Raw genomic sequence first — 18,457 nt, 5'->3', positions numbered from 1 at the left:
CGCTAGCCAGCAAGGGTGAGCGTGTATGCGCCTGCACATCTCCCACACCACAAGCTACACCTATCGCGATCCGGTCGTGCTGCTGCCGCATCGCGTGATGTTGAGCCCGCGAGCCTCCCCGGTCCTCAACCCGATCGTCACCCAGCTTCACTGCACGCCTGCCGCCGAACTGGCATGGACACAGGATGTGTTCGGCAATTTGATCGCCACCGCATCCTTCTCGCACCTGGCCACCCGGCTCGAAATCCACAGCCTGCTGGTGGTCGAGCAGACCGCCGATGCCTGGCCCATTTTCAATATCGCACCGCACGCGCATAGCTACCCCTTCCGCTATTCCGAAGAGGAACAAAGCGATTTGGGTGGGCTGCTGGCGCCGGTCCATCCCGATCCTGGCGGCCGCCTGGCGATCTGGGCTCGCGCATTGGTTCGCTCCGACCCCACCGACACGCTGGCCCTGCTTCAGGATGTGAGCGCCGCCAGCCGGAACGGCGTCGCCTATGCCGCGCGCGAATCGGAAGGGACGCAGCTTCCCGGCGCCACGCTCGATCTGGGATCGGGCTCCTGCCGGGACATCGCCATGCTCTTCATCGAAGCGGTGCGGCACCTGGGCTTCGCCGCCCGCGCAGTGTCCGGCTATATCTTTGACCCGCTGACAGATGACCCCGGCGGAGGGGAGCGCCAGCACGGCGCAACCCATGCCTGGGCAGAAGTCTATCTACCCTGTGCCGGATGGATCGCCTTCGATCCAACCAACGGCCGCATGGGAGAGGCCAATCTAGTGCCCACCGCAGTCGGACGCGACATCGCCCGTCTGCGCCCCGTGGAAGGGCATTATCTCGGCCCGGCTGCAGCTTTTCTCGGCATGACGGTGGAGGTCATGGTTTCCGCCGATCCCCTGCAAAGCACTGCGAGCAACCCAGGAGGTGCATGATGGAACCCAGACTGATCGCCGCCTACAGCCTGATGCTGGTCATCACCCTGCTGGTCGCAGGTTTCATCGCGTACCGCATCTATCATGGGCGTGCCCGTTCCTATCACCGGCGGTTGCGGAAAGAAGCACGGATCCATGCGGGGCGCCACCGCGGCGAGCCACACCCTTGATCCGCGCGGTCGATTAGCGCTCCGAGATCACGACGCGGACAATAGAGCTTCGGTACGCATCGCCGCGAGTTGCGCCGTCAACTGCCGCAGGACGCGTGCGCGATGTTGGTAGGTGTTATGCCGGACGCCCATCCGCCCGGCGACATAATCCCGCGAGAAGGAGGCAGACATGTCGCGAAGGCTTGCTTCCAGTGCATCGGCTTCCAACTGGAGGGCCGTCGGATCGGTCGAACGCGTTGGTGTTCGCATATTCGCGCCCGTAATCGGCGGGTAGATGCTCATGGTTTGTCTCCGTCACTGAGCGGGAGCGCGAAGCATCTCTCGGTCGCGGCCGGGCTCGTGGCAGGTGGCGCGATAATCCTGATATGGGGGCTGCGGCCGGATTACCAATGGATGCCGATACTGTGGCTAACATTCTGACGGAAAAGCCCTAGCCCGCGACCGCTCCTCATGCTGCCGGCAAGTATTCCGGCACGCATCATGGCCAGGCAAGGCGAATGCATGTACAAAGCGCGGATCGTCGACTCATCCGCTTCGCAAGCGCGCGACGCCCGAGAGAAATTCAATTGCTCCCGCTTGCCCACGGGAGAAATCATGTGTCGACCAATTCCATATTCTGCGAACTGAAGCGGCCCCATGCCGCGGTCACTGACCTGCCTGCAGATGTTTCGGAAGCACTTCTCAGCGTCTCCGCCGCAAACGATAGCGGCCGCCCGGAGGCGGACGGACAATGCTATTTCGAAATCTATCGTGCCGATGAGGTGCGTCTTACCTCCATCCTGATGGCGGGCGGCGACTGGCGGTGGCAATTTCGCTCGGGATCCGGTGCGCTGCTGGCGACCTGTGCCGGCTATACGAGCGAACAGGAATGCACCACGGCCGTAGTGGCTCTTCGCAGCGGCGCCGGTAGCGCGACGATCCTGGGCGGAAGAGGTGCCAGTCTGGGATTTAGCTGACTTGGAGTGACCATACCGGGCCGCCCAGGATCATCAGGCCTGTGCATCCGCCCACGCCACCATGGAGGCAGCTCGGTTCCGTTCATCGTTCTGGCGGCTTCCTGTCCCGCGCGGCCGACGCGAGCCGCCTGTTACAAACCAACTCTGCTTCGCCGAGAAGTAGGGCGGATACAGTCAAGAAGCTTGAAAGGAAGCCTCCATGTCCCGCGCGTTGAACATTGATGCCACCGTTGCCGATGTAACGGCGATGTCGGCCAAACATGCCGCCGTCATCAGTGCAATCGAGCCGTTGCTGCCGCGGGGAACCCACGTCGTCTTCATGAACGCCAAAGATGCAGCCACTATGGCGCAGGCCTATGGCTCGCGCGTCCTCAGTGGAGCGGTTAAGCGTGCCCCTTGGGCGTCGCGCCGAGACATTTAATCCCGCCCCATCTCAAGACCGGTGGATTACGGAAATGCGCATCATTTGATTATATTTAATATGATAATTGTGATATGCTGTACCCATAAAGGGCGACTCGCCGGGCAACCTTGACTTGAGATCATCGTGCTCCGTTTTCACGGGAGCGTGCACGATGACTATGGAATATTACACAAGGCGGCTGAAGGAATCTTTGGCTGCGGCGAAGGCTGCGACAGAGCCCACTTCCCGGATCGCCCATGAAGGTATGGCAAAGGCCTATCGCGGATTGTTGGACGCCGTGGTGGTTCCTCTGGGGCAAACCTGGCGCAAGATCCGCCCTGAAACGCGCGACGATCAACTGCGCAAGGCGCTTGACGATTGGGAAAATGAAGGTGGCGGGAATCGCAAATAGTTCAGCCGTTCGGGTCTAATGACTTTCTGTCTCCGCAAGTGTTAGCTTCCTGATCTGAGAAGGATTGTGAGAAGCTTCTGAAGTCCGACGCTAATGGTCGTTCGGCTGGCCCTCTCCCTAATGGCAGCTATTGCGGACTGGCTTCCAGGAGCGGTCAGGCAGCAAACGGCCCACTACCGGTCGTTCAAGCGCCCGTGCCTCCGGCTGCCGTCAGGCCCGTACATGGCCCGCCAGCGCATAGAGGTTAGCTCCGCTCGAACAGCCGCTTCAGGCTGGGATAGAGGATGAAGGTCGATCGCCCGATCTTCACCGTCTCGATCGTCCCATCGCCGATGAGCTCGTAGATCGTAGAGCGACAGATGCCGGTGATCCTGACGGCGGTGGAAATCCGTACGCTGATCGGCTCCAGCGTTGCTTCATCGGGCTCCAGAGCATGCCGGCTCATTTCGACCTCCCCTTGCTGAACGCGCGATCGCTTTCGAGGAACGCCGCGAGTATCGCCGGGATGAGATCCGCGATCGGCTCCTCCCGGCCATAGGCCTGGGCGTAAAGCGCCGCATATGCGACGAGCGCCTGATGGAGGTCCGGCATCACCGAGATGCCGAGCTTGACCGGCATGCGATCGGGAAGTTGCGCAAGTTTGAGTTCGGGCATCTTATTGCTCCTGGCCGGGCCATGGCGCGAGGACGATGTCCTTGTGCACCACGACGCGGAGTGGCCAGCCGGGCCGCACCTTGATGGTCGGCTGGACGTTGAGGTTCTTGGTGACGATCTGGTCGCCGGCGCGCGACGTGCCCTGCTGTGCGGATTCGCGGATCGCGCGGACGAGATCGCTTTCGCGGTCGCCCAGGCTCAGCTCGGTCCCGACGCCGAGCAGCGTCGACAGCGCCACGCCCTTGAGCAGCTGCCAGGTGTGGGCATCGACCTTGTCTGCAAGGCCGGCATAGCCGGCCATGTCGGTCGCGGGCACATTGTCGATCCGGATCGAGCTGCCGTTCGGCAGGACGATCCGCTGCCAGACGACCAGAGCCCGGCTTTGCCCATAGGCCACGACGCTGTCGTAGCTTCCGATCAGCCGGGCACCCTGCGGAACCAGCAGGATATGGCCGGTAGCGCTGTCATAGGCGTTCTCGGTCACCTGCGCGGTGACGAGCCCGGGCAGGTCCGAGTTGAGACCGGTGACGAGGCTGGCGGCGATGATGCTGCCCGCACTCAGCGTATAGGGTGATGGCGATGCCATAAGCGCATGCGGATTGATGTCGCCGGTCTGATCCTTTCCGGCGAGGAAGTCGGCCTTGCGCTGCTGGCTGCCCGGATCTCGCGCCGGATCGACCGCGATCGTCCCCGATGGCGCCTCCCGCGCCGGAACCGCGCCCGGTGCAGCGGAAGCTGGAGCAGCACCGGTTGCGTGCTCGGCAGCGCCGAGCTGCATCATGATGCCGGATTCGCGGGCCGCCTTGCGCTCGGCGAGAAGCCGCTGTCGCTCGGCTTCGGCCGCCTGCGCGGCCTGGTCCGAGGAGCCCGGGGTCGGCAATCCGCCAAGCGCCTCCTGCCGGCGCAGGATCGGACGCCCGAGATCGCCGGGGAGCGGCGGCCCGAGCCTGGGCACATCGCCATAGCCTTTCGGCGCGCCGGCGAGGGCGTCGTCGGGCGCATGGTTGGCGATGTCCTTCTGGTCCTCGGCACCGGCGACGATCCGGAAGGTCGCGGGCTTGAGCGCAACCCAGGTGACCCCGACGATCGCCGTCGATCCCAGCGCCGCGATCGCGATGATCGCGCCGCGACGGAAGCGGATGATCCGGTTCGGGCGGCCGCGCAGCACCAGCGTCTCGGGATCGAGCTTGGGCGAGGTCGCCGCGGCAGGAACGGTCTCGCTCATGATGCCCTCCGCTGCCGCCGGCTTCGGTCGGCGCCGAGCCGGACGATGCGGACCACGGCCTGTTTCTTCGTGCCCAGCCGAAGCTCGGCGGCGTCGAACAGCCGGTCGACCACATAGAAGCGGCCAGCCATGCGGTAGTTGACGAGCTGCGCATCGCCCCTGTTGCCGATGACGAACAGCGGCGGCGCCTCGCCGACGCCGACGCTCGCCGGGAATTCGACGAACGTCTGCCGCCCGTCGTCGAATGCGCGCAGCGGCCGCCAAGCCGGCCTGTCGCCGGTCACCGCATAGCCGAAGTCGAGCCGCTCGACAGCGAGGCCCGAAGCGACCGGCCTTGCCGCTTCCGCCGACGCCTGCTGGCGGCGGATCGCGATCATCTCGTCCTGCGGATAGGTCCAGGACAAGGCAGCCATGGCGGTGGCCGGCGTGCTGTCGAGCTGGAGATGATAGGCGCGCCGGTCGGTCGTGATGACGAGGTTGGTCGAGAGCCCGGCGGCGAACGGCTTGACGAGGATATGGACGCGCCTGCTCTCGCCGGAACCGCTGGTCGTGTCGCCGACGGTCCAGCGCGCCGTGTCGCCCGCCGCCACCGAGACGATCGCCTCTCCGGGCTGCAGGGCGATGTCGCTGACCCGCTCGGGCGCGGCGAACAGGCGGTAGAGGACGCCCTCGCCATAAGGGTAGACCTGCACGGCGTTGACGAAGGCCGGTGCCGCGGGCTCCTGGGTAGCCTTCGCATTCGCAGTGCGAACCCGAAGCTCGGCTGGCGACGGCTTGTGGCGACGGGGCGCCACGGGAGGAGGCACTACCGACGGGGGAGCGATGGTAGTCGCGACCGGCGGCGAGCTGGGACTCGCCGTGGCGGCCTGAGGCGGCTGGGGCGGCGAGGTTTGCGCGAAAGCGGGCACAGCGACGAGCGCGCTCGCCGCAAGCAGGATGCGGTTCATGGGCGGTTCTCCGGTTGGGCTTGGGAGGGCTGGCCGAGGCGGGGATCGAGTGGCGATCCGCTGGGCACGCCGGGATCCGGCACGGGCGTCGGCGCCGTGCCCGACGAATGGTCGGCAGGCGTCTCGAGCTCGCGGCTCCAGTCGATCGCATCGACATAGAGGCCGAGCGGGTTCCTGCGCAGCGTCTCGGCGTCGCGCGGCGGCTTAAGCACGACGGTGACGATCGCGGTCCAGCGCGACGTGCCTGAAAGGCTCCCGCGGTCATAGGCGCGCTCGGCCCATTTCACCTGGAAGCTCGTCGCAGACGCGCGGACGACGCTGGTCACCTGGACCGATACGGTCTTGTCGCCGACATCGGCGAACGGGTTCGCCGAGCGGGCATATTCGCCGAGGAAGATGGCGCCGCGCTTCGACGCGAAGTCATAGGCCTGGAGCCAGTTCTCGCGCATCAGCACCGCGTCGAGCGACCGTCCACGGATGTCGGTGACGAAGCGCGCAAGGAACCAGGCGAGTTGGGGGTCGGTCGGCCGGTATTCGGCGGTGGCGGGAGACACTGCCTGTGCCTGGCCGAGGCTGTCGACCGCGACGACATAGGGGACGACGCGGCTCTGCATCGACTGCCAGACCAGCGCGCCGGACAGGCCGGTCGTCAGCGCCAGCCCGCCGAACGCCATCAGCCGCCAGTTGCTCGCCTGGGCCCGGGCGGAGCCGATCCGCTCGTCCCAGAGCTGGCCCGCGCGGCGGTACGGTGTCTCGGGTTCGTCCGTGCGCCCGTAGCGCTGGACGGCACGTTTGAAGCGCATCAGTCCTTCTCCTTGATGTCGGGGGTCGCGCCGCCGCCGCCGCGATCCGAACCCTGGAGGGCGTGGATCGCCGCTTGGCGATGGTGACGGCGGGATTGCGTGTTCTGGAGGTCGCGCGCCCAACCCGGCATGGCGTTAGACGCAGGAGCCGCCGCTTCCCCGGGGTTGGCCTGCGCGCCCGTCGTCCCGGCATTCCAGGCAGCGCGCTGGCCTTCGGCCGTCGCCGCGCGGAACCCGAGCCCGCCGCTCATGCGCTGGGCGACCGCACCGCGCGCGGCGCTCGCGACGCCGCCCATGCCGGCCGCGACCGATTTCGATCCGGAGGTCTCCTGGCCGAGCTTGTACGCGGTCGAGGCTGCCGACCCCATCGAGGTGCCGGCGCGGATCGCGCCGAGCCCGGCACCGGCCAGCCCCTTCGCCGCAGCCATGCCCGCGCCGCCGGCGACCGCGAACCCGCCTGCCGCGAGCGCCGTGGTCGCGACCGCAGAGCCGGCGCCGAGCTGCGGCGCGCCGGAGGCGAGCCCGGAGGCGATGCCCGGCCCGAAGATGCCGAGGCCGAACAATGCGAGGCTCGCGAGCACGAGGCTCATCGCCTGGCCGATATCGGGCTCCTTGCCCTGGAGCGCGGAGGCGAACTCGGTGAAGAAGCCCGACCCGATGCCGACGACCACCGCGAGCACCATCACCTTGATGCCCGACGAGATGACGTTGCCGAGCACGCGTTCGGCGAGGAAACTGGTCCGGTTCCACAGCGCGAACGGCACGAGGATGAACCCGGCGAGCGTCGTCAGCTTGAACTCGAGGATGCAGACGAACATCTGCACGGCGAGGATGAAGAAGGCGACGATCACGATCACCCAGGCGATCAGGAGCACCATGATCGTCATGAAGTTCTCGAAGAAGGTCGTGAAGCCGAGCAGGTCGCTGGCCTGGTCGAGCAGCGGCCAGGCCGCCTGGAACCCGGTGCCCGCGAGGCGGCCCGGGCGGAGCAGGTCGTCGGCGGAGAGCGTTCCCCCGCCGGCGGTCAACCCTGCCTGGGCGAAGGAGCGGAAGATGATGTCGGCGAGCGTGGAGAAGCGGTTCAGGATCAGCGCGAACACGCCGATATAGAGGATCTTCTTGAGGAAGCGGCCGATCATGTCGTCCTCGCCGCCCATCGCCCAGAACAGGCCGGCGAGCGTGATGTCGATGCCGATCAGCACGGATGTCAGGAAGCCGACGTCGGGCCCGAGCAGGCCGAACCCGCTATCGATGTAGCGGATGAAGTCGGCCATGAACCGGTCGATCACGTTGAGGTCGTTCACGGGTTCTTCCTTGGATCTGGGTGCCGCGGGGCCCGGCCAGGGGGAGCGATTGGCCAGGGCCCCGCGGGCTGCGACCGCGGCGGCAGGGGGCTTGGTCCGCCGCGGCCGGTCTCGCTATTGCCGGGGCGTGTAGGCGGTGCCGGTGCCGAGGAACCTGCGCGTCGCGGCGCGCGACGCCTCGGACTCGGTCAGCTGGCGCTGCTTCTCGAGCGCGTCGGCACGGAACTGCGCGGCCATCATCTGCTGGAGGGCCATGCCCTGCTTGGCGGTGAGCGCGAGCAGCTGGTTGGTTGCCTGGCCGACGGCAAGCGCGCCTTCCGCGCCCTGGCTGCGCGCCGCGATCTCGGCCAGCGCCTCGGCATCCTCGCGCGCCTGCTGCACGATCCCGCTCTGGACGGTCATCGTCCGGCGCAGGGCGTCGGTGCTCGCGTCGTAGCGCGCACGGGCCGCCTGCAGCCGCTGGTCGCGTGTCGAGGCGGGATCGAAGCTGCGCGGATAGAGCGACTTCAGCCTTGCCTCGAGCTGGTCCACCTCGAAGTCGACGCTCTGCGCCTGCTGCATCAGCCGGTCGATACCGTCGAGCTTGTCGAGCAGCGCCTGGAGCTGCGGAAAGGCGATGCCCTTCAGGTTCCTGTCCAGCCGGAGCAGCATCTGCGCCTCGTTCTGGAGCGACTGGATCTGGTTGTTGACCTGCTGGAGCGTGCGCGCCGCGGTCAGGACGGTCTGGCTGTAATTGGTGGGGTCGAACACCGTGATCTGCGCGTGTGCGCTGGTCACGAAGCCCATCGTCAGCGAGCCCAGGGCGCCGAGGCCCAGCGCCGTCGCGATCAGGTTCTTGCGGGTGAGGATACGCATCAGGTCTACTCCTTCGCTTGGGGATCGGGGAATTGGGCGAGCAGCGCCGCGGCCCAGTCGAGCCCGGCCTCCTCGAGGAAGCGCGCGGCGAATCCGGCCGGACCGTGCGCGGCGAGCAGCGCGTCGATGCGCGCCTGCGTGGCGGGATCGGAGGCGCCGCACAGCGCGAGCGCGATGGGCCCGAGACCCAGCTCGAAGAGGCGGTTGCCGGCCGCGGACTGGAGGTAATAATGCCGCTTGGGCGTCGCGCGGCTGACGAGCTCGATCTGCCGGTCGTTGAGCCCGAACCGCTGATAGGCCGCACGTCCCTGCGGCTCGATCGCCGCGGCATTGGGAAGCAGGATGCGCTGCGGGCAACTCTCGATGATGGCGGGCGCGATGCCGCTGTCGGCGATGTCGGCGAGGCTCTGGCTCGCGAAGATCACCGCGACATTCTTCTTGCGCAGCGTCTTCAGCCACTCGCGGATGCGCGCGGCGAACAGCGGGTGGTCGAGGAACTTCCAGGCCTCGTCGAGGATCAGCAATGTCGGGCGTCCGGTGAACCGCGCCTCGAGCCGGTGGAAGAGATAGGTCAGGACCGGCGCGACCACGCTGCCGGCGCCCATCAGCGCCTCAGTCTCGAAGCACTGGACGTCCGCCATGCGCAGATCGTCCTCGGCCGCGTCGAGCAGCCGGCCGAACGGACCTTCGAGCGTATAGGGCGCGAGCGCCGAGCGCAGCGCCATCGACTGGAGCAGCAGCGACAGGCCGGTGAGCGTCCGCTCCTCGATCGGCGCGCTCGTCAGGCTGGTCAGCGCCGACCAGACGGCCTCCTTCACCTCCGGCGTGACCACGACCTTCTCGTGCGCGAGCAGCGCGGCGATCCATTCTGCCGCCCAGGCACGCTCGCCGGCGTCGCCGATCCCGGCGAGCGGCTGGAACGCGATCGTCTCGCCGGCGTCGCCGCCGAGCCCGAGGCCATGATGCGCACCGCCCATCGCCAGCGTAGCCGCGCGCGCCGAGCGGCCCATGTCGAAGAGGTAGAGCTGGCTCCCCGCATAGCGGCGGAACTGGAGCGCGATCAGCGCGAGCAGGACCGACTTGCCGGCACCGGTCGGCCCGACGATCATCATATGCCCGACATCGCCGACATGGGTCGAAAGCCGGAACGGGGTCGACCCGCTGGTCTCGGCATGGAGGAGCGGCGGCCCATCGAGATGCCGGTTGCGAGCTGACCCCGCCCAGACGCTCGACAACGGCATCAGGTGTGCGAGGTTGAGCGTATGGACGAGCGGCTGCCGGACATTGGCATAGGCCTGCCCGGGCAGGCTCGAAAGCCAGGCCTCGACCGCGTTCAGCCCCTCGCGGATGCAGGTGAAGCCGAGCCCGTTGACGATCCGCTCGACCGCGCGGACCTTGTCCTCGACGCGGGCGCGATCCTCGTCGGCGACGGTGATCGTCGTGGTGAGGTAGCCGAAGGCGACATGGTCGCCGCCCAGCGCCTGGAGCGCGAGATCGGCGTCGGCGGTCTTGTTGTCGGCGTCGCTGTCGAGCAGCTGGACCGGCTGGTTGTAGATCACCTCGCGCAGCATCGCAGTGACCGACTTGCGCTTGTTGAACCATTGGCGGCGCAGCCGCGTCAGCGCCTTGGTAGCGTCGGTCTTGTCGAGCGCGATGAACCGCGTGACCCAGCGATAGCCGAAATCCTGGTGGTTGAGCGCGTCGAGGATCCCGGGCCGGCTGAGGCCGGGGAAGCCGAGGATGGTCAGCGTGCGCAGGTGCAGGCTACCGAGCATCGGCTCGAGCCCGCCGGTCAGCGGCGTATCGGCGAGCAGCCCGTCGAGATACATCGGCGTCTCGGGCACGCGCACGCCGTGGCGTCGCGTCGAGATCGTGCCGTGAAGGAAGGAGAGCGTCTCCGCATCGTCGAGCGCGGCGATCTCGGGCATGAAGCCCGAGAAGAGATCGAGCGCGCGATCGGTCTCCGCGACGAACCCGGCCAGCGCTTGGCGCCAGTCGCGGCCCTGCGGCGCATCGGCACGCTCGACCAGCGCGCGACCGGCGCTGTCCGCCTGGTCGGGCGGCGGCAGGAAGGTCAAAGTGAGATGGTAGCGGCTCTCGAAATGGGCACCCGCCGCCTCGAACGACGCGCGCCGTTCCTCGTCGACCAGCCAGGACGCCGCGTCCGGGAAGCCGCTCGCCGGATAGCCCGGTGCCTCGCGACGCTCGGCCTCGATGTGCAGCGCCCAGCCCGAGCCGAAGCGCTTGAGCACATTGTTGGCGCGTGCACATGTCGAGACCAGCTCGGCCTCGGTCGCCGATTCAAGGTCGGGACCGCGGAAGCGCAGCGTGCGCTGGAAGCCGCCGTCCTTGTTGAGCACCACGCCGGGCGCGACCAGCGCCGCCCAGGGGAGATGATCGGCCAGCCGGCCGGCGCGGTTGCGATATTCGCGCAGGTTCAGCATGCGAGATATCCCCGCTGGCGCAGGTGGCGCGCGAGCACCGAAGCGAAGTCCGGGTCGCGCTTCGCCGCGAAGACCGCGATGGTGTGGCCCACGGCCCAGACCAGCACGCCCGCGATCCATTGCTGGAGCCCGAGGCCCAGCGCGGCGGCGACGGTGCCGTTGACGATCGCGATGGCGTGCGGCGCGCCGCCGAGCAGGATCGGCTCGGCGAGCGACCGGTGGAGCGGCGCCTCGAACCCGTCGAGATGCTGGCCGTCGCCGATCATGCCAGCAGCGCCCCGCCGCCGAACGAGAAGAAGGACAGGAAGAAGCTCGAGGCCGCGAACGCGATGCTCAGGCCGAAGATGATCTGGATGAGCCGGCGGAAGCCGCCGGCCGTCTCGCCGAACGCCAGCGTCAGGCCGGTCACGATGATGATGATCACCGCGACAATCTTGGCGACCGGGCCCTGGACCGACTCCAGCACCTGCTGGAGCGGCTCCTCCCACGGCATGCCGGTTCCGGAGGCCCAGGCCTGCCCGGCGGCCAGGACGGCGATGGCGGCGCCGGCCAGCAGGCGCGGCTTGGCGGGCAGGTCTATGGTCTTCATGGTCAGGCTCCTTGGCTGGTGGGAAGGTGGAACGGGGCGAGCGCGTAGGCGCCGGTGTCGGGATCGACGCCGACGACGCGCGCGATCGCGTCGACCGAGCGGTGGGCACCGCGTCCGGCGATGAAGACGACGAGGTCGATCGCCTCGGCGACGAGGCGGCGGGGTACGGTGACGACCGCTTCCTGGACGAGCTGTTCGACGCGGTAGAGCGCGGCCTCGGCCGAGTTGGCGTGGACGGTCGCGATCCCGCCGGGGTGCCCGGTGTTCCAGGCCTTGAGCATATCGAGCGCCTCGGGTCCGCGGACCTCGCCGACGATGATCCGGTCCGGGCGGAGGCGGAGCGTCGAGCGCACCAGGTCGGTCATCGACACGATTCCCGGGCGGGTGCGCAGCGCCACCGTGTCCGGCGCCGGGCTCTGCAGCTCTCGCGTATCCTCGATCAGGATGACGCGGGCATCCACCCAGCGCATCTCGGCTAGCAGCGCGTTGGCGAGGGTCGTCTTGCCCGAGCTCGTCCCGCCGGCGATGAGGATGTTGAACCGCTGGGTGACCGCCGCCCTGAGCGCGTCCGCCATCGCGGCGGACATGATCCCGTCCGCCGCATAGTCGTCCAGCGTGTAGAGACGCTGGGCGGGCTTGCGGATCGAGAAGCAGGGCCCCGTCGAAACGGGTGGCAGCACGCCTTCAAAGCGTTCGCCGGCCCGGCCATCGAGATGGTGCGGCAGCTCGGCAGAAATGATCGGCTGCGCCGCATGGACCTCGGCACGGGCATGGCTCGCGACCAGCCGGACGATCCGCTCGACTTGCGACGCCTCCAGGATGACGCCAGTGTTGATCCGGCCTTCGCCGAGCCGGTCGAGGCGCAGCGTCCCGTCGGGATTGACCATGACCTCGATCACCAACGGATCGGCGAGCGCTGAGGCGATGTCGGATCCCATCGCGGTGCGCAGCATCGCCCGCCGGCGATCGGACGAGAGGATCTCGCTCATCGCTCCTCCTCCGCGGGAAAGAGCGTGCGCCTGCCGGTCGCGACGGCGCGGCCGACCTGGGTGACGAATGCCTCGAAGCGCTCGCGCGCAAGCGCGCGGCCCGCCACGTCGTTCTCGGCCAGAGGTGCCTGGATCGAGAGTTCGAACCGGATGAACAGCGCGAGCGTCTCTAGCGCGACATGGCCGTCGCGCTCGATGCGGCCCAGCGCATTGGACATCCGGTCGAGGCGCCGTGCGAAGCGATCCTCGAGCTCGGAGGCGCCGCGACGGTTGAGCCAGGCGGTCACCGCATCGGCCAAGATCGCGGACTTGCTGGCGCCGGGGGCCGCGGCAAGCGCCTCCAGACGGTCGCTGACCGGCTTCGGCAGGAAGAGTTGGTGGCGGACGCGATCGGCCATCTCAAAAGTCCAGCTCGAGATTGCCGGGCCGCTTGTCGGCCATGTCCAGCGCATAGGCGCGCCGCGCGGTGCCGGTCGTGGCCTGGTCCATAGCGCGTTTGTCGGCGGCGAGGTCGCCCTCGTCCTCGCCCAGCCCGAGCGGATCGGCAGGTGCCAGATCGACAGGTGCGGCGGCGACAATTTCCTGGGCGGGATGGCGCGCCTGCTCGAGACCGCCGGCCTCCTCCTCGTCTTCGGCAACGGCCTCGACGAGCCTCGCGTCGACCGGGCGGACACGGTCCTGCCAGTCATGGGCGCGCTGGGGCGGCAGGTCGGCCGCCCCGCCGCGTTCAAGCGTCGGAGGCGGGAAAACGCACGCCTTGAACTGCGCATCCTCGAAGTAGCGAAGCTTCCGGGCGCGGACCGGCGGGTAGCCTGCGACCAGCACAACCTCGTCCGTCGGCGGCAGCTGCATGACTTCGCCGGGCGTCAGCAGTGCGCGGGCGGTCTCCTGACGGCTGACCATGACGTGCGCGAGCCAGGGCGCGAGGCGGTGGCCGGCATAGTTGCGCATGGCGCGCTGCTCGGTCGCGGTCCCGAGCGCGTCGGAGATCCGCTTGGCCGTCCGCTCGTCGTTCGTCGCGAAGGCGACGCGGACATGGCAGTTGTCGAGGATGGCATTGTGCTCGCCGTAAGCCTTCTCGATCTGGTTCAGGCTCTGGGCGATCAGGAAGGCGCGGACACCGTAGCCGGCGAGGAAGGCCAGGCTGGTCTCGAAGAAGTCGAGGCGGCCGAGCGCCGGAAACTCGTCGAGCATCAGCAGCAGCCTGTGGCGCCCAGGTGCGCCGGCGGCGTGGAGCTGCTCGGTGAGGCGCCGGCCGATCTGGTTGAGCAAGAGGCGGATCAGCGGCTTGGTCCGGCTGATGTCCGAGGGCGGGACGACCAGGTAAAGCGACACCGGATGGGGCGCGGCGACCAGATCGTCGACGCGCCAGTCGGAAACTGCCGTGACCGCGGCGACCGTCGGATCACGGTAGAGCCCGAGGAACGACATAGCCGTCGACAGCACGCCCGAGCGCTCGTTGTCGGACTTGTTGAGCACCTCGCGCGCGGCCGAGGCGACGACCGGATGCACCAGCGGCATCTCCTCGGTGCCGAGATGATTGGTCGTCATCATCGCGCGCAGCGTTGCGACGAACGGGCGCTCGGGGTCGGACAGGAAGGTCGCGACGCGGGCGAGCGTCTTCTCCTCCTCGGCGTAGAGAATGTGGAGGATCGCGCCGACCAGCAGCGAATGGCTGGTCTTTTCCCAATGGTTACGCCGCTCGAGCGCACCCTCGGGATCGACCAGGATATCGGCGATGTTCTGGACATCACGGACCTCGTCGGGGCCCCGGCGCACCTCGAGCAGCGGATTGTAGCGGGCCGAGCGCGCGTCGGTCGGGTTGAAGAGCAGGCAATGCGAGAAGCGCGACCGCCAGCCCGCGGTCAGCTGCCAGTTCTCGCCCTTGATGTCGTGGACGACGGCGGAACCGGTCCAGCCGAGCAGGGTCGGCACGACGAGACCGACGCCCTTACCCGAGCGCGTCGGCGCGAAGGCCATGACGTGCTCCGGCCCATCATGCCTGAGATAGCGCGAGTCTGCGCGCCCAAGGAACACGCCCGCTTCGGCTGCCAGGCCCGCGGCGCGGATTTCGCGAGGACCCGCCCAGCGCGCGGATCCATAGGTCGTGACGTTGCGCTGCTGGCGTGCACGCCAGATCGAGCCGGCGACCGCCGCGCCACAGCCCAACAGGCCGCCGGCGGCCGCGATCGCGCCGGCTTGGTCGAAGACAACCGGCGCATAGGCGTCGAAATGAAACCACCAGGGGAAGATCGACCAGGGCGCGTAAACGGGCGTTTCCCCGAACCGGAACCAGGGCGTGCCGAGCTCGGGCTGATAGGCGAGCGCCGCCGCCGCCCACTGCGTCGCGAACCAGATTCCAGCCACGACGATCGCGGCGACAACCAGCATCTGACCAAGGAGGAGCTTCGTCGGTGTCATGCGTGCCTCCGCCCGCGCGACTCAATGTCCGGGGCTCGGCCTCAAGACTCGCTCGTTGTTCAAACCGGCATCAGTTGCTCGCTGGTGACTCAAGGTGCCTCGCTGGTGCCATTCCGACTCTCGTCTTCAATGGAGCCGTCAGCGGGCTGGCGATTTTTGCGCGGATTTATACTGGTAGCCACCGTCCGCTCGATGCTGATCGCCAGTGCTATCCAGCAGCGATTAGTTGGGCGGAGGCGTCCGCGCTCCGCGTCTGAGCTGCCATGGAAGGGCCGACGCCGCCGCGCATGGGAAACCCGTTTCTTTCGAGTCTTGAAGGCTTGGTCAAAAAGCTTGAATCACCCGAACCTTCACTTTTGCGGACTCGTCCCCAGTATCGTAGCGCGGCCCGGTTAGCGGAGCGGCGACTTCGATATTGGCTCCCAGATGGTCGGTGACGTCGGCGCGGATGCCGCCGCCAGCGGACGCGAGCGTTCCGCCGCCAAAGCCGTTCTCGAGATTGGCGACCTTGCCGCCGTCGACAAAGGCATAGAGCTGCGCGCGCTGGACCAAGCCGAAGGGGCGGTCGATCATGTAGCGGAGCTCAGCAAGGCCGGCGACGCCCTGATCGCCCGTCCGCTCGCTCCAGTCATAGCCGCGCAGAAACGCAGTCCCACCCAGCCCGAATTCCTCGGTCACCAGCAGGGGCGCTGAGGCCAGCTGGCTTTGCGCGGCGAGACGCAGGCTGAAGCCGCTGCCCAGGCCGACCGTCCAATCGGCCCAGCTGTTCAGCGCAGTGAAGGTGCCGCCGGCATCGAAGCGCGACGCCAGCGGATCGCGGCGCCCGGTCGCGCCGAGGATGCCGAGGCCCTGGGACAGAGTCGTGCTGAAGCGGAACCGGCCTCCGGCCACCGCCGCATTGCCGTAGAGGGTCGCGCGGAAGGTGACGGTGCGGTCGTCACGCAGCAGGTCGCCGGCGCGGCGCTGCTGAAGCGTGCGGATGCCGAGATCGCCTTCGAACCAAAGACTCGCAGTGCGCCGCCGCCAGAGCGGCTGGAGCAGGCTGACGTCGGCCGACCAGCTGCTGCTTTCGAGCTTATAGGCGCGCAAATAAGCGCCAGGCTGCGTCTGTGATGCCGAGCCGGTCAACGCAATTTCGGTGCCGCCCGTGCCGACGCGCTTGGAATAGCGCGCGCGGACATAGCCGAGCTCGCCGGGCTCCGCGGGGGTTCCCGAGAAGGTGAGGCTGAAGCTGTCGTCGTGGAAGAAAAGCGCGTTGACGTCGATGTCGAGCCGCGCCTGGAGCGGCCCGAGCGGGCGGGTGCCGTCATTGTTGATGCCGATGCGCCCGGTCACGCGCTCGCGGCTGGCGCGGACGAGCAGCACACCCTTGCCCTTCTCGCGGAAGAAGCGGCTCGACCGGATGCGCGCGCCATCGATGTCGCCGGCGATCAGCAGCCGGCGCTCGATCTCGCCCATCCGCACCGGCTTACCGTCGACGAGCGGCTGCAGCGCGCTGCGGATCGCGGGATCGGCGACGCCATCGAAGCGGATCTCGTCGATCCGGCCTTCGTCGATGCGCACGGCGAGCACGCCCTTGTCGAGGCGCTGCGGCTCGATCCAGGCGGCGGCGAGCTGATAGCCGCGCTCCTGGGCTCGGCGCGTAATCGCAGTGGCGAGCGCGCGCAGGTCGTCGGGGCTCAGCGTCCTGCCGACCCGCTCGGCCAGGACATCGGCGAAATCGGCGGGCTGCAACGCTTCGAGACCGATCAGCACGATCGCCCCGACGGTGATCGCCGGGCCGGCCGGAGCCTCCGCCGCAGGCGTCTCGACCTGGACCTCGACGGGTGCAGGGACGTTTGGCCGGGCCGGCGAGGCTTCCTTGCGCTCGTTCTGGCTATTGTCGATCGGATTGATGCGGTCGAGCGCATTCTGCGCCGCCGCAGGGCTTGCGACGACGAAAGCAAGACTGGTCAGGCAGGTGGCCAGCAAGGCCTTGGAGCGCAACATTTCACAACATGGATTAGTAATATTGCGTAGGTGGATAGAGGCTAACCCGTTTAATTTTCGTCAAATTTCTGGTGTGTTAACTACGTAGGCCAACTGAGCCGAAACCCCCGCCGCCCTAAATTGCGGGCATAATTTGGGGGCTTTTCCGCATGATCCGCACGTTCAAGCTGCTCGCCGGCGCGTTCTTCCTGCTATTTACGCAAACCGCAATCGCGCAGGTCCCGGCATGGACGCTGAGCGAGGCGAGCGGCCGCGTCACGGTGCGAGACAATGCGGGCGAGCATGCCGCGCGGCGGGGCATGACGGTCGCGCCGGGCGCAACACTTTCTACCGGCACCGGGTCACGCGCAGTGGTCGTGCGCGGCAAGGATTTCGTCACCGTGGCGGCGAACAGCCGCATCCGCATCCCGACCGCCGTCCAGAATAGCGGCGGCTTCGACGTGGTGCAGGAATGGGGCAATGCGATCTTCCAGATCGAGAAGAAGAAGAACCCGCATTTCGGCGTGCGCACCCCCTATCTCGCCGCCGTGGTCAAGGGCACGACCTTCTCGATCACCGTGACGCGCGAGGGTGCTTCGCTCCAGGTTCTGGAGGGCGCGGTCGAGACCTCGACCGGCGACGGCGGCGCGCGCGAGCTCATCCGACCGGGCATCGTCGCTTCGGTATCCGCTGCCGACCAGTTCCGCCTGACTGTGCGCGGGGCCGATACGCGCACGATCGATTCTCCGGCGCGCGGCACTGCGCCCGCGCAGGCGCCCCAACCGCAGGACGCCGCACCGGCGTCCGGCGGCACCGAATCGACGCCGACCGGCGGTAGCGAGGCCGAGGAGGGCCCCAGCGGCGCCGACCTGCTTGCCGCGCAGACGATCAGCGAGACAATTACGGCACAGCCCACCGATCTCGGCAAGGCGACCGGCGGGCTCGTCGGCGGTACCAGCGCGGTCCAGGTGGCGAGCGCCGAGGTCGTCGCCCTGACGCGTATCGATAGCGGCCGCAACAATTCCGGCGGCAACGGCCAGGGCAACAACGGCAATGGCGGTGCCAGCTCGGGTTCGGGATCGGGCAGCGACGCCGGGACCGGCAACAACGGCAACGGGAACGGAAACGATCAGGGCGGCAACGGCCAGGGCAACAACGGCAATGGCGGTGCCAGCTCGGGCTCGAGTTCGGGCAGCGACGCCGGGACCGGCAACAACGGCAACGGCAACGGAAACGATCAGGGCGGCAACGGCCAGGGCAACAACGGCAATGGCAACGGCAATGGCGGTGCCAGCTCGGGCTCGGGATCGGGCAGCGACGCCGGGACCGGCAACAACGGCAACGGCAACGGAAACGATCAGGGCGGCAACGGCCAGGGCAACAACG

Annotated in this window: 21 protein-coding genes; 6 read left to right on the top strand and 15 right to left on the bottom strand. The window is 67.9% G+C overall.

Annotated features, from left to right (window positions below; all coding sequences use genetic code 11):
- Nucleotides 1-25 precede the first annotated feature (25 nt).
- Nucleotides 26-931, top strand: a complete 906-nt coding sequence (locus AC1RJ5_RS10070) for a transglutaminase family protein (RefSeq protein ID WP_269574015.1) — start codon at nt 26-28, stop codon at nt 929-931.
- Complete coding sequence (locus AC1RJ5_RS10065; protein ID WP_184000639.1) at nt 931-1,101, top strand: hypothetical protein; 171 nt, start codon at nt 931-933, stop codon at nt 1,099-1,101. Before AC1RJ5_RS10070 ends, AC1RJ5_RS10065 begins: the two co-directional genes overlap by 1 nt.
- 27 nt (nt 1,102-1,128) lie before the next feature.
- Here AC1RJ5_RS10065 and AC1RJ5_RS10060 read toward each other — a convergent pair whose 3' ends face one another.
- Nucleotides 1,129-1,383 carry a hypothetical protein gene (locus AC1RJ5_RS10060; RefSeq protein ID WP_184000638.1) on the bottom strand — a complete coding sequence of 85 codons (255 nt, stop codon included), beginning with the start codon at nt 1,381-1,383 and terminating at the stop codon, nt 1,129-1,131.
- A 314-nt stretch (nt 1,384-1,697) separates the two neighbouring features.
- Here AC1RJ5_RS10060 and AC1RJ5_RS10055 point away from each other — a divergent pair, with 314 nt between their 5' ends.
- The 3 genes from AC1RJ5_RS10055 (at nt 1,698) to AC1RJ5_RS10045 (ending at nt 2,872) form a co-directional block, all read left to right on the top strand.
- Nucleotides 1,698-2,057: a YegP family protein gene (locus AC1RJ5_RS10055; RefSeq protein WP_269574016.1), complete on the top strand. Its 360-nt coding sequence runs from the start codon at nt 1,698-1,700 to the stop codon at nt 2,055-2,057.
- 199 nt (nt 2,058-2,256) lie between these two features.
- A complete protein-coding gene (locus tag AC1RJ5_RS10050) occupies nt 2,257-2,478 on the top strand; it encodes a hypothetical protein (protein ID WP_269574017.1) in 222 nt (73 codons plus the stop codon).
- A gap of 154 nt (nt 2,479-2,632) precedes the next feature.
- On the top strand, nt 2,633-2,872 hold the full coding sequence (locus tag AC1RJ5_RS10045) for a hypothetical protein (RefSeq protein ID WP_269574018.1): 240 nt from the start codon (nt 2,633-2,635) through the stop codon (nt 2,870-2,872).
- 244 nt (nt 2,873-3,116) lie between these two features.
- On the opposite strand, the gene AC1RJ5_RS10040 is transcribed toward AC1RJ5_RS10045, so the two are convergent.
- The 14 genes from AC1RJ5_RS10040 to AC1RJ5_RS09975 all read right to left on the bottom strand — a co-directional run bounded on the left by AC1RJ5_RS10040 (nt 3,117) and on the right by AC1RJ5_RS09975 (nt 17,092).
- On the bottom strand, nt 3,117-3,317 hold the full coding sequence (locus AC1RJ5_RS10040) for a MerR family transcriptional regulator (RefSeq protein WP_269574019.1): 201 nt from the start codon (nt 3,315-3,317) through the stop codon (nt 3,117-3,119).
- Complete coding sequence (locus AC1RJ5_RS10035; RefSeq protein ID WP_269574020.1) at nt 3,314-3,526, bottom strand: DUF2274 domain-containing protein; 213 nt, start codon at nt 3,524-3,526, stop codon at nt 3,314-3,316. The genes AC1RJ5_RS10040 and AC1RJ5_RS10035 overlap by 4 nt, the downstream gene beginning before the upstream one ends.
- 1 nt (nt 3,527) lies before the next feature.
- Complete coding sequence (locus AC1RJ5_RS10030; protein WP_269574021.1) at nt 3,528-4,751, bottom strand: TraB/TrbI/VirB10 family type IV secretion system protein; 1,224 nt, start codon at nt 4,749-4,751, stop codon at nt 3,528-3,530.
- On the bottom strand, nt 4,748-5,698 hold the full coding sequence (gene trbG / locus AC1RJ5_RS10025; RefSeq protein WP_307117649.1) for a P-type conjugative transfer protein TrbG: 951 nt from the start codon (nt 5,696-5,698) through the stop codon (nt 4,748-4,750). The genes AC1RJ5_RS10030 and trbG overlap by 4 nt, the downstream gene beginning before the upstream one ends.
- Nucleotides 5,695-6,501 carry a conjugal transfer protein TrbF gene (trbF, locus tag AC1RJ5_RS10020; protein WP_269574023.1) on the bottom strand — a complete coding sequence of 269 codons (807 nt, stop codon included), beginning with the start codon at nt 6,499-6,501 and terminating at the stop codon, nt 5,695-5,697. The genes trbG and trbF overlap by 4 nt, the downstream gene beginning before the upstream one ends.
- Entirely contained in the window at nt 6,501-7,805 is a 1,305-nt protein-coding gene (gene trbL / locus AC1RJ5_RS10015; protein ID WP_269574024.1) for a P-type conjugative transfer protein TrbL, read from the bottom strand. Before trbL ends, trbF begins: the two co-directional genes overlap by 1 nt.
- Before the next feature lie 114 nt (nt 7,806-7,919).
- A complete protein-coding gene (gene trbJ, locus AC1RJ5_RS10010; protein ID WP_269574025.1) occupies nt 7,920-8,660 on the bottom strand; it encodes a P-type conjugative transfer protein TrbJ in 741 nt (246 codons plus the stop codon).
- 5 nt (nt 8,661-8,665) lie between these two features.
- Complete coding sequence (trbE, locus tag AC1RJ5_RS10005) at nt 8,666-11,104, bottom strand: conjugal transfer protein TrbE (RefSeq protein ID WP_269574026.1); 2,439 nt, start codon at nt 11,102-11,104, stop codon at nt 8,666-8,668.
- Nucleotides 11,098-11,370 (bottom strand): VirB3 family type IV secretion system protein, encoded by a 273-nt coding sequence (locus AC1RJ5_RS10000; protein ID WP_269574027.1) that lies wholly within the window; start codon nt 11,368-11,370, stop codon nt 11,098-11,100. The genes trbE and AC1RJ5_RS10000 overlap by 7 nt, the downstream gene beginning before the upstream one ends.
- Nucleotides 11,367-11,693 (bottom strand): TrbC/VirB2 family type IV secretion system protein, encoded by a 327-nt coding sequence (locus tag AC1RJ5_RS09995; protein ID WP_269574028.1) that lies wholly within the window; start codon nt 11,691-11,693, stop codon nt 11,367-11,369. The genes AC1RJ5_RS10000 and AC1RJ5_RS09995 overlap by 4 nt, the downstream gene beginning before the upstream one ends.
- A gap of 2 nt (nt 11,694-11,695) precedes the next feature.
- The gene (gene trbB / locus AC1RJ5_RS09990; protein ID WP_269574029.1) at nt 11,696-12,682 is read right to left on the bottom strand and encodes a P-type conjugative transfer ATPase TrbB; all 987 of its coding nucleotides are present in this window, start codon (nt 12,680-12,682) and stop codon (nt 11,696-11,698) included.
- On the bottom strand, nt 12,679-13,080 hold the full coding sequence (locus AC1RJ5_RS09985; RefSeq protein WP_269574030.1) for a CopG family transcriptional regulator: 402 nt from the start codon (nt 13,078-13,080) through the stop codon (nt 12,679-12,681). The genes trbB and AC1RJ5_RS09985 overlap by 4 nt, the downstream gene beginning before the upstream one ends.
- A gap of 1 nt (nt 13,081) precedes the next feature.
- The gene (locus AC1RJ5_RS09980) at nt 13,082-15,103 is read right to left on the bottom strand and encodes a conjugal transfer protein TraG (protein ID WP_269574031.1); all 2,022 of its coding nucleotides are present in this window, start codon (nt 15,101-15,103) and stop codon (nt 13,082-13,084) included.
- A 324-nt stretch (nt 15,104-15,427) separates the two neighbouring features.
- Entirely contained in the window at nt 15,428-17,092 is a 1,665-nt protein-coding gene (locus AC1RJ5_RS09975; protein WP_493113113.1) for a ShlB/FhaC/HecB family hemolysin secretion/activation protein, read from the bottom strand.
- A gap of 149 nt (nt 17,093-17,241) precedes the next feature.
- Here AC1RJ5_RS09975 and AC1RJ5_RS09970 point away from each other — a divergent pair.
- Nucleotides 17,242-18,457 (top strand): FecR domain-containing protein (locus AC1RJ5_RS09970; protein WP_493113111.1); only part of this gene is annotated, 1,216 nt, incomplete at its 3' end.

The organism is Sphingomonas sp. GW822-FHT03G08 (assembly GCF_058801135.1).
The sequence above is the reverse complement of the archived record's forward strand: the minus strand, read 5'-3'. Positions and strand labels throughout refer to the sequence as shown.

What these genes read in the sequence shown, in the direction of transcription:
- trbJ (WP_269574025.1), bottom strand. Translation starts at nt 8,660, where the DNA reads ATGCGTATCCTCACCCGCAAGAACCTGATCGCGACGGCGCTGGGCCTC.
- AC1RJ5_RS09985 (WP_269574030.1), bottom strand. Translation starts at nt 13,080, where the DNA reads ATGGCCGATCGCGTCCGCCACCAACTCTTCCTGCCGAAGCCGGTCAGC.
- AC1RJ5_RS10000 (WP_269574027.1), bottom strand. Translation starts at nt 11,370, where the DNA reads ATGATCGGCGACGGCCAGCATCTCGACGGGTTCGAGGCGCCGCTCCAC.
- trbF (WP_269574023.1), bottom strand. Translation starts at nt 6,501, where the DNA reads ATGCGCTTCAAACGTGCCGTCCAGCGCTACGGGCGCACGGACGAACCC.
- AC1RJ5_RS10030 (WP_269574021.1), bottom strand. Translation starts at nt 4,751, where the DNA reads ATGAGCGAGACCGTTCCTGCCGCGGCGACCTCGCCCAAGCTCGATCCC.
- AC1RJ5_RS10060 (WP_184000638.1), bottom strand. Translation starts at nt 1,383, where the DNA reads ATGAGCATCTACCCGCCGATTACGGGCGCGAATATGCGAACACCAACG.
- AC1RJ5_RS09975 (WP_493113113.1), bottom strand. Translation starts at nt 17,092, where the DNA reads ATGTTGCGCTCCAAGGCCTTGCTGGCCACCTGCCTGACCAGTCTTGCT.
- trbB (WP_269574029.1), bottom strand. Translation starts at nt 12,682, where the DNA reads ATGAGCGAGATCCTCTCGTCCGATCGCCGGCGGGCGATGCTGCGCACC.
- AC1RJ5_RS10035 (WP_269574020.1), bottom strand. Translation starts at nt 3,526, where the DNA reads ATGCCCGAACTCAAACTTGCGCAACTTCCCGATCGCATGCCGGTCAAG.
- AC1RJ5_RS09980 (WP_269574031.1), bottom strand. Translation starts at nt 15,103, where the DNA reads ATGACACCGACGAAGCTCCTCCTTGGTCAGATGCTGGTTGTCGCCGCG.
- AC1RJ5_RS10050 (WP_269574017.1), top strand. Translation starts at nt 2,257, where the DNA reads ATGTCCCGCGCGTTGAACATTGATGCCACCGTTGCCGATGTAACGGCG.
- AC1RJ5_RS10040 (WP_269574019.1), bottom strand. Translation starts at nt 3,317, where the DNA reads ATGAGCCGGCATGCTCTGGAGCCCGATGAAGCAACGCTGGAGCCGATC.
- AC1RJ5_RS10065 (WP_184000639.1), top strand. Translation starts at nt 931, where the DNA reads ATGGAACCCAGACTGATCGCCGCCTACAGCCTGATGCTGGTCATCACC.
- AC1RJ5_RS10070 (WP_269574015.1), top strand. Translation starts at nt 26, where the DNA reads ATGCGCCTGCACATCTCCCACACCACAAGCTACACCTATCGCGATCCG.
- trbG (WP_307117649.1), bottom strand. Translation starts at nt 5,698, where the DNA reads ATGAACCGCATCCTGCTTGCGGCGAGCGCGCTCGTCGCTGTGCCCGCT.
- trbE (WP_269574026.1), bottom strand. Translation starts at nt 11,104, where the DNA reads ATGCTGAACCTGCGCGAATATCGCAACCGCGCCGGCCGGCTGGCCGAT.
- AC1RJ5_RS10045 (WP_269574018.1), top strand. Translation starts at nt 2,633, where the DNA reads ATGACTATGGAATATTACACAAGGCGGCTGAAGGAATCTTTGGCTGCG.
- AC1RJ5_RS09995 (WP_269574028.1), bottom strand. Translation starts at nt 11,693, where the DNA reads ATGAAGACCATAGACCTGCCCGCCAAGCCGCGCCTGCTGGCCGGCGCC.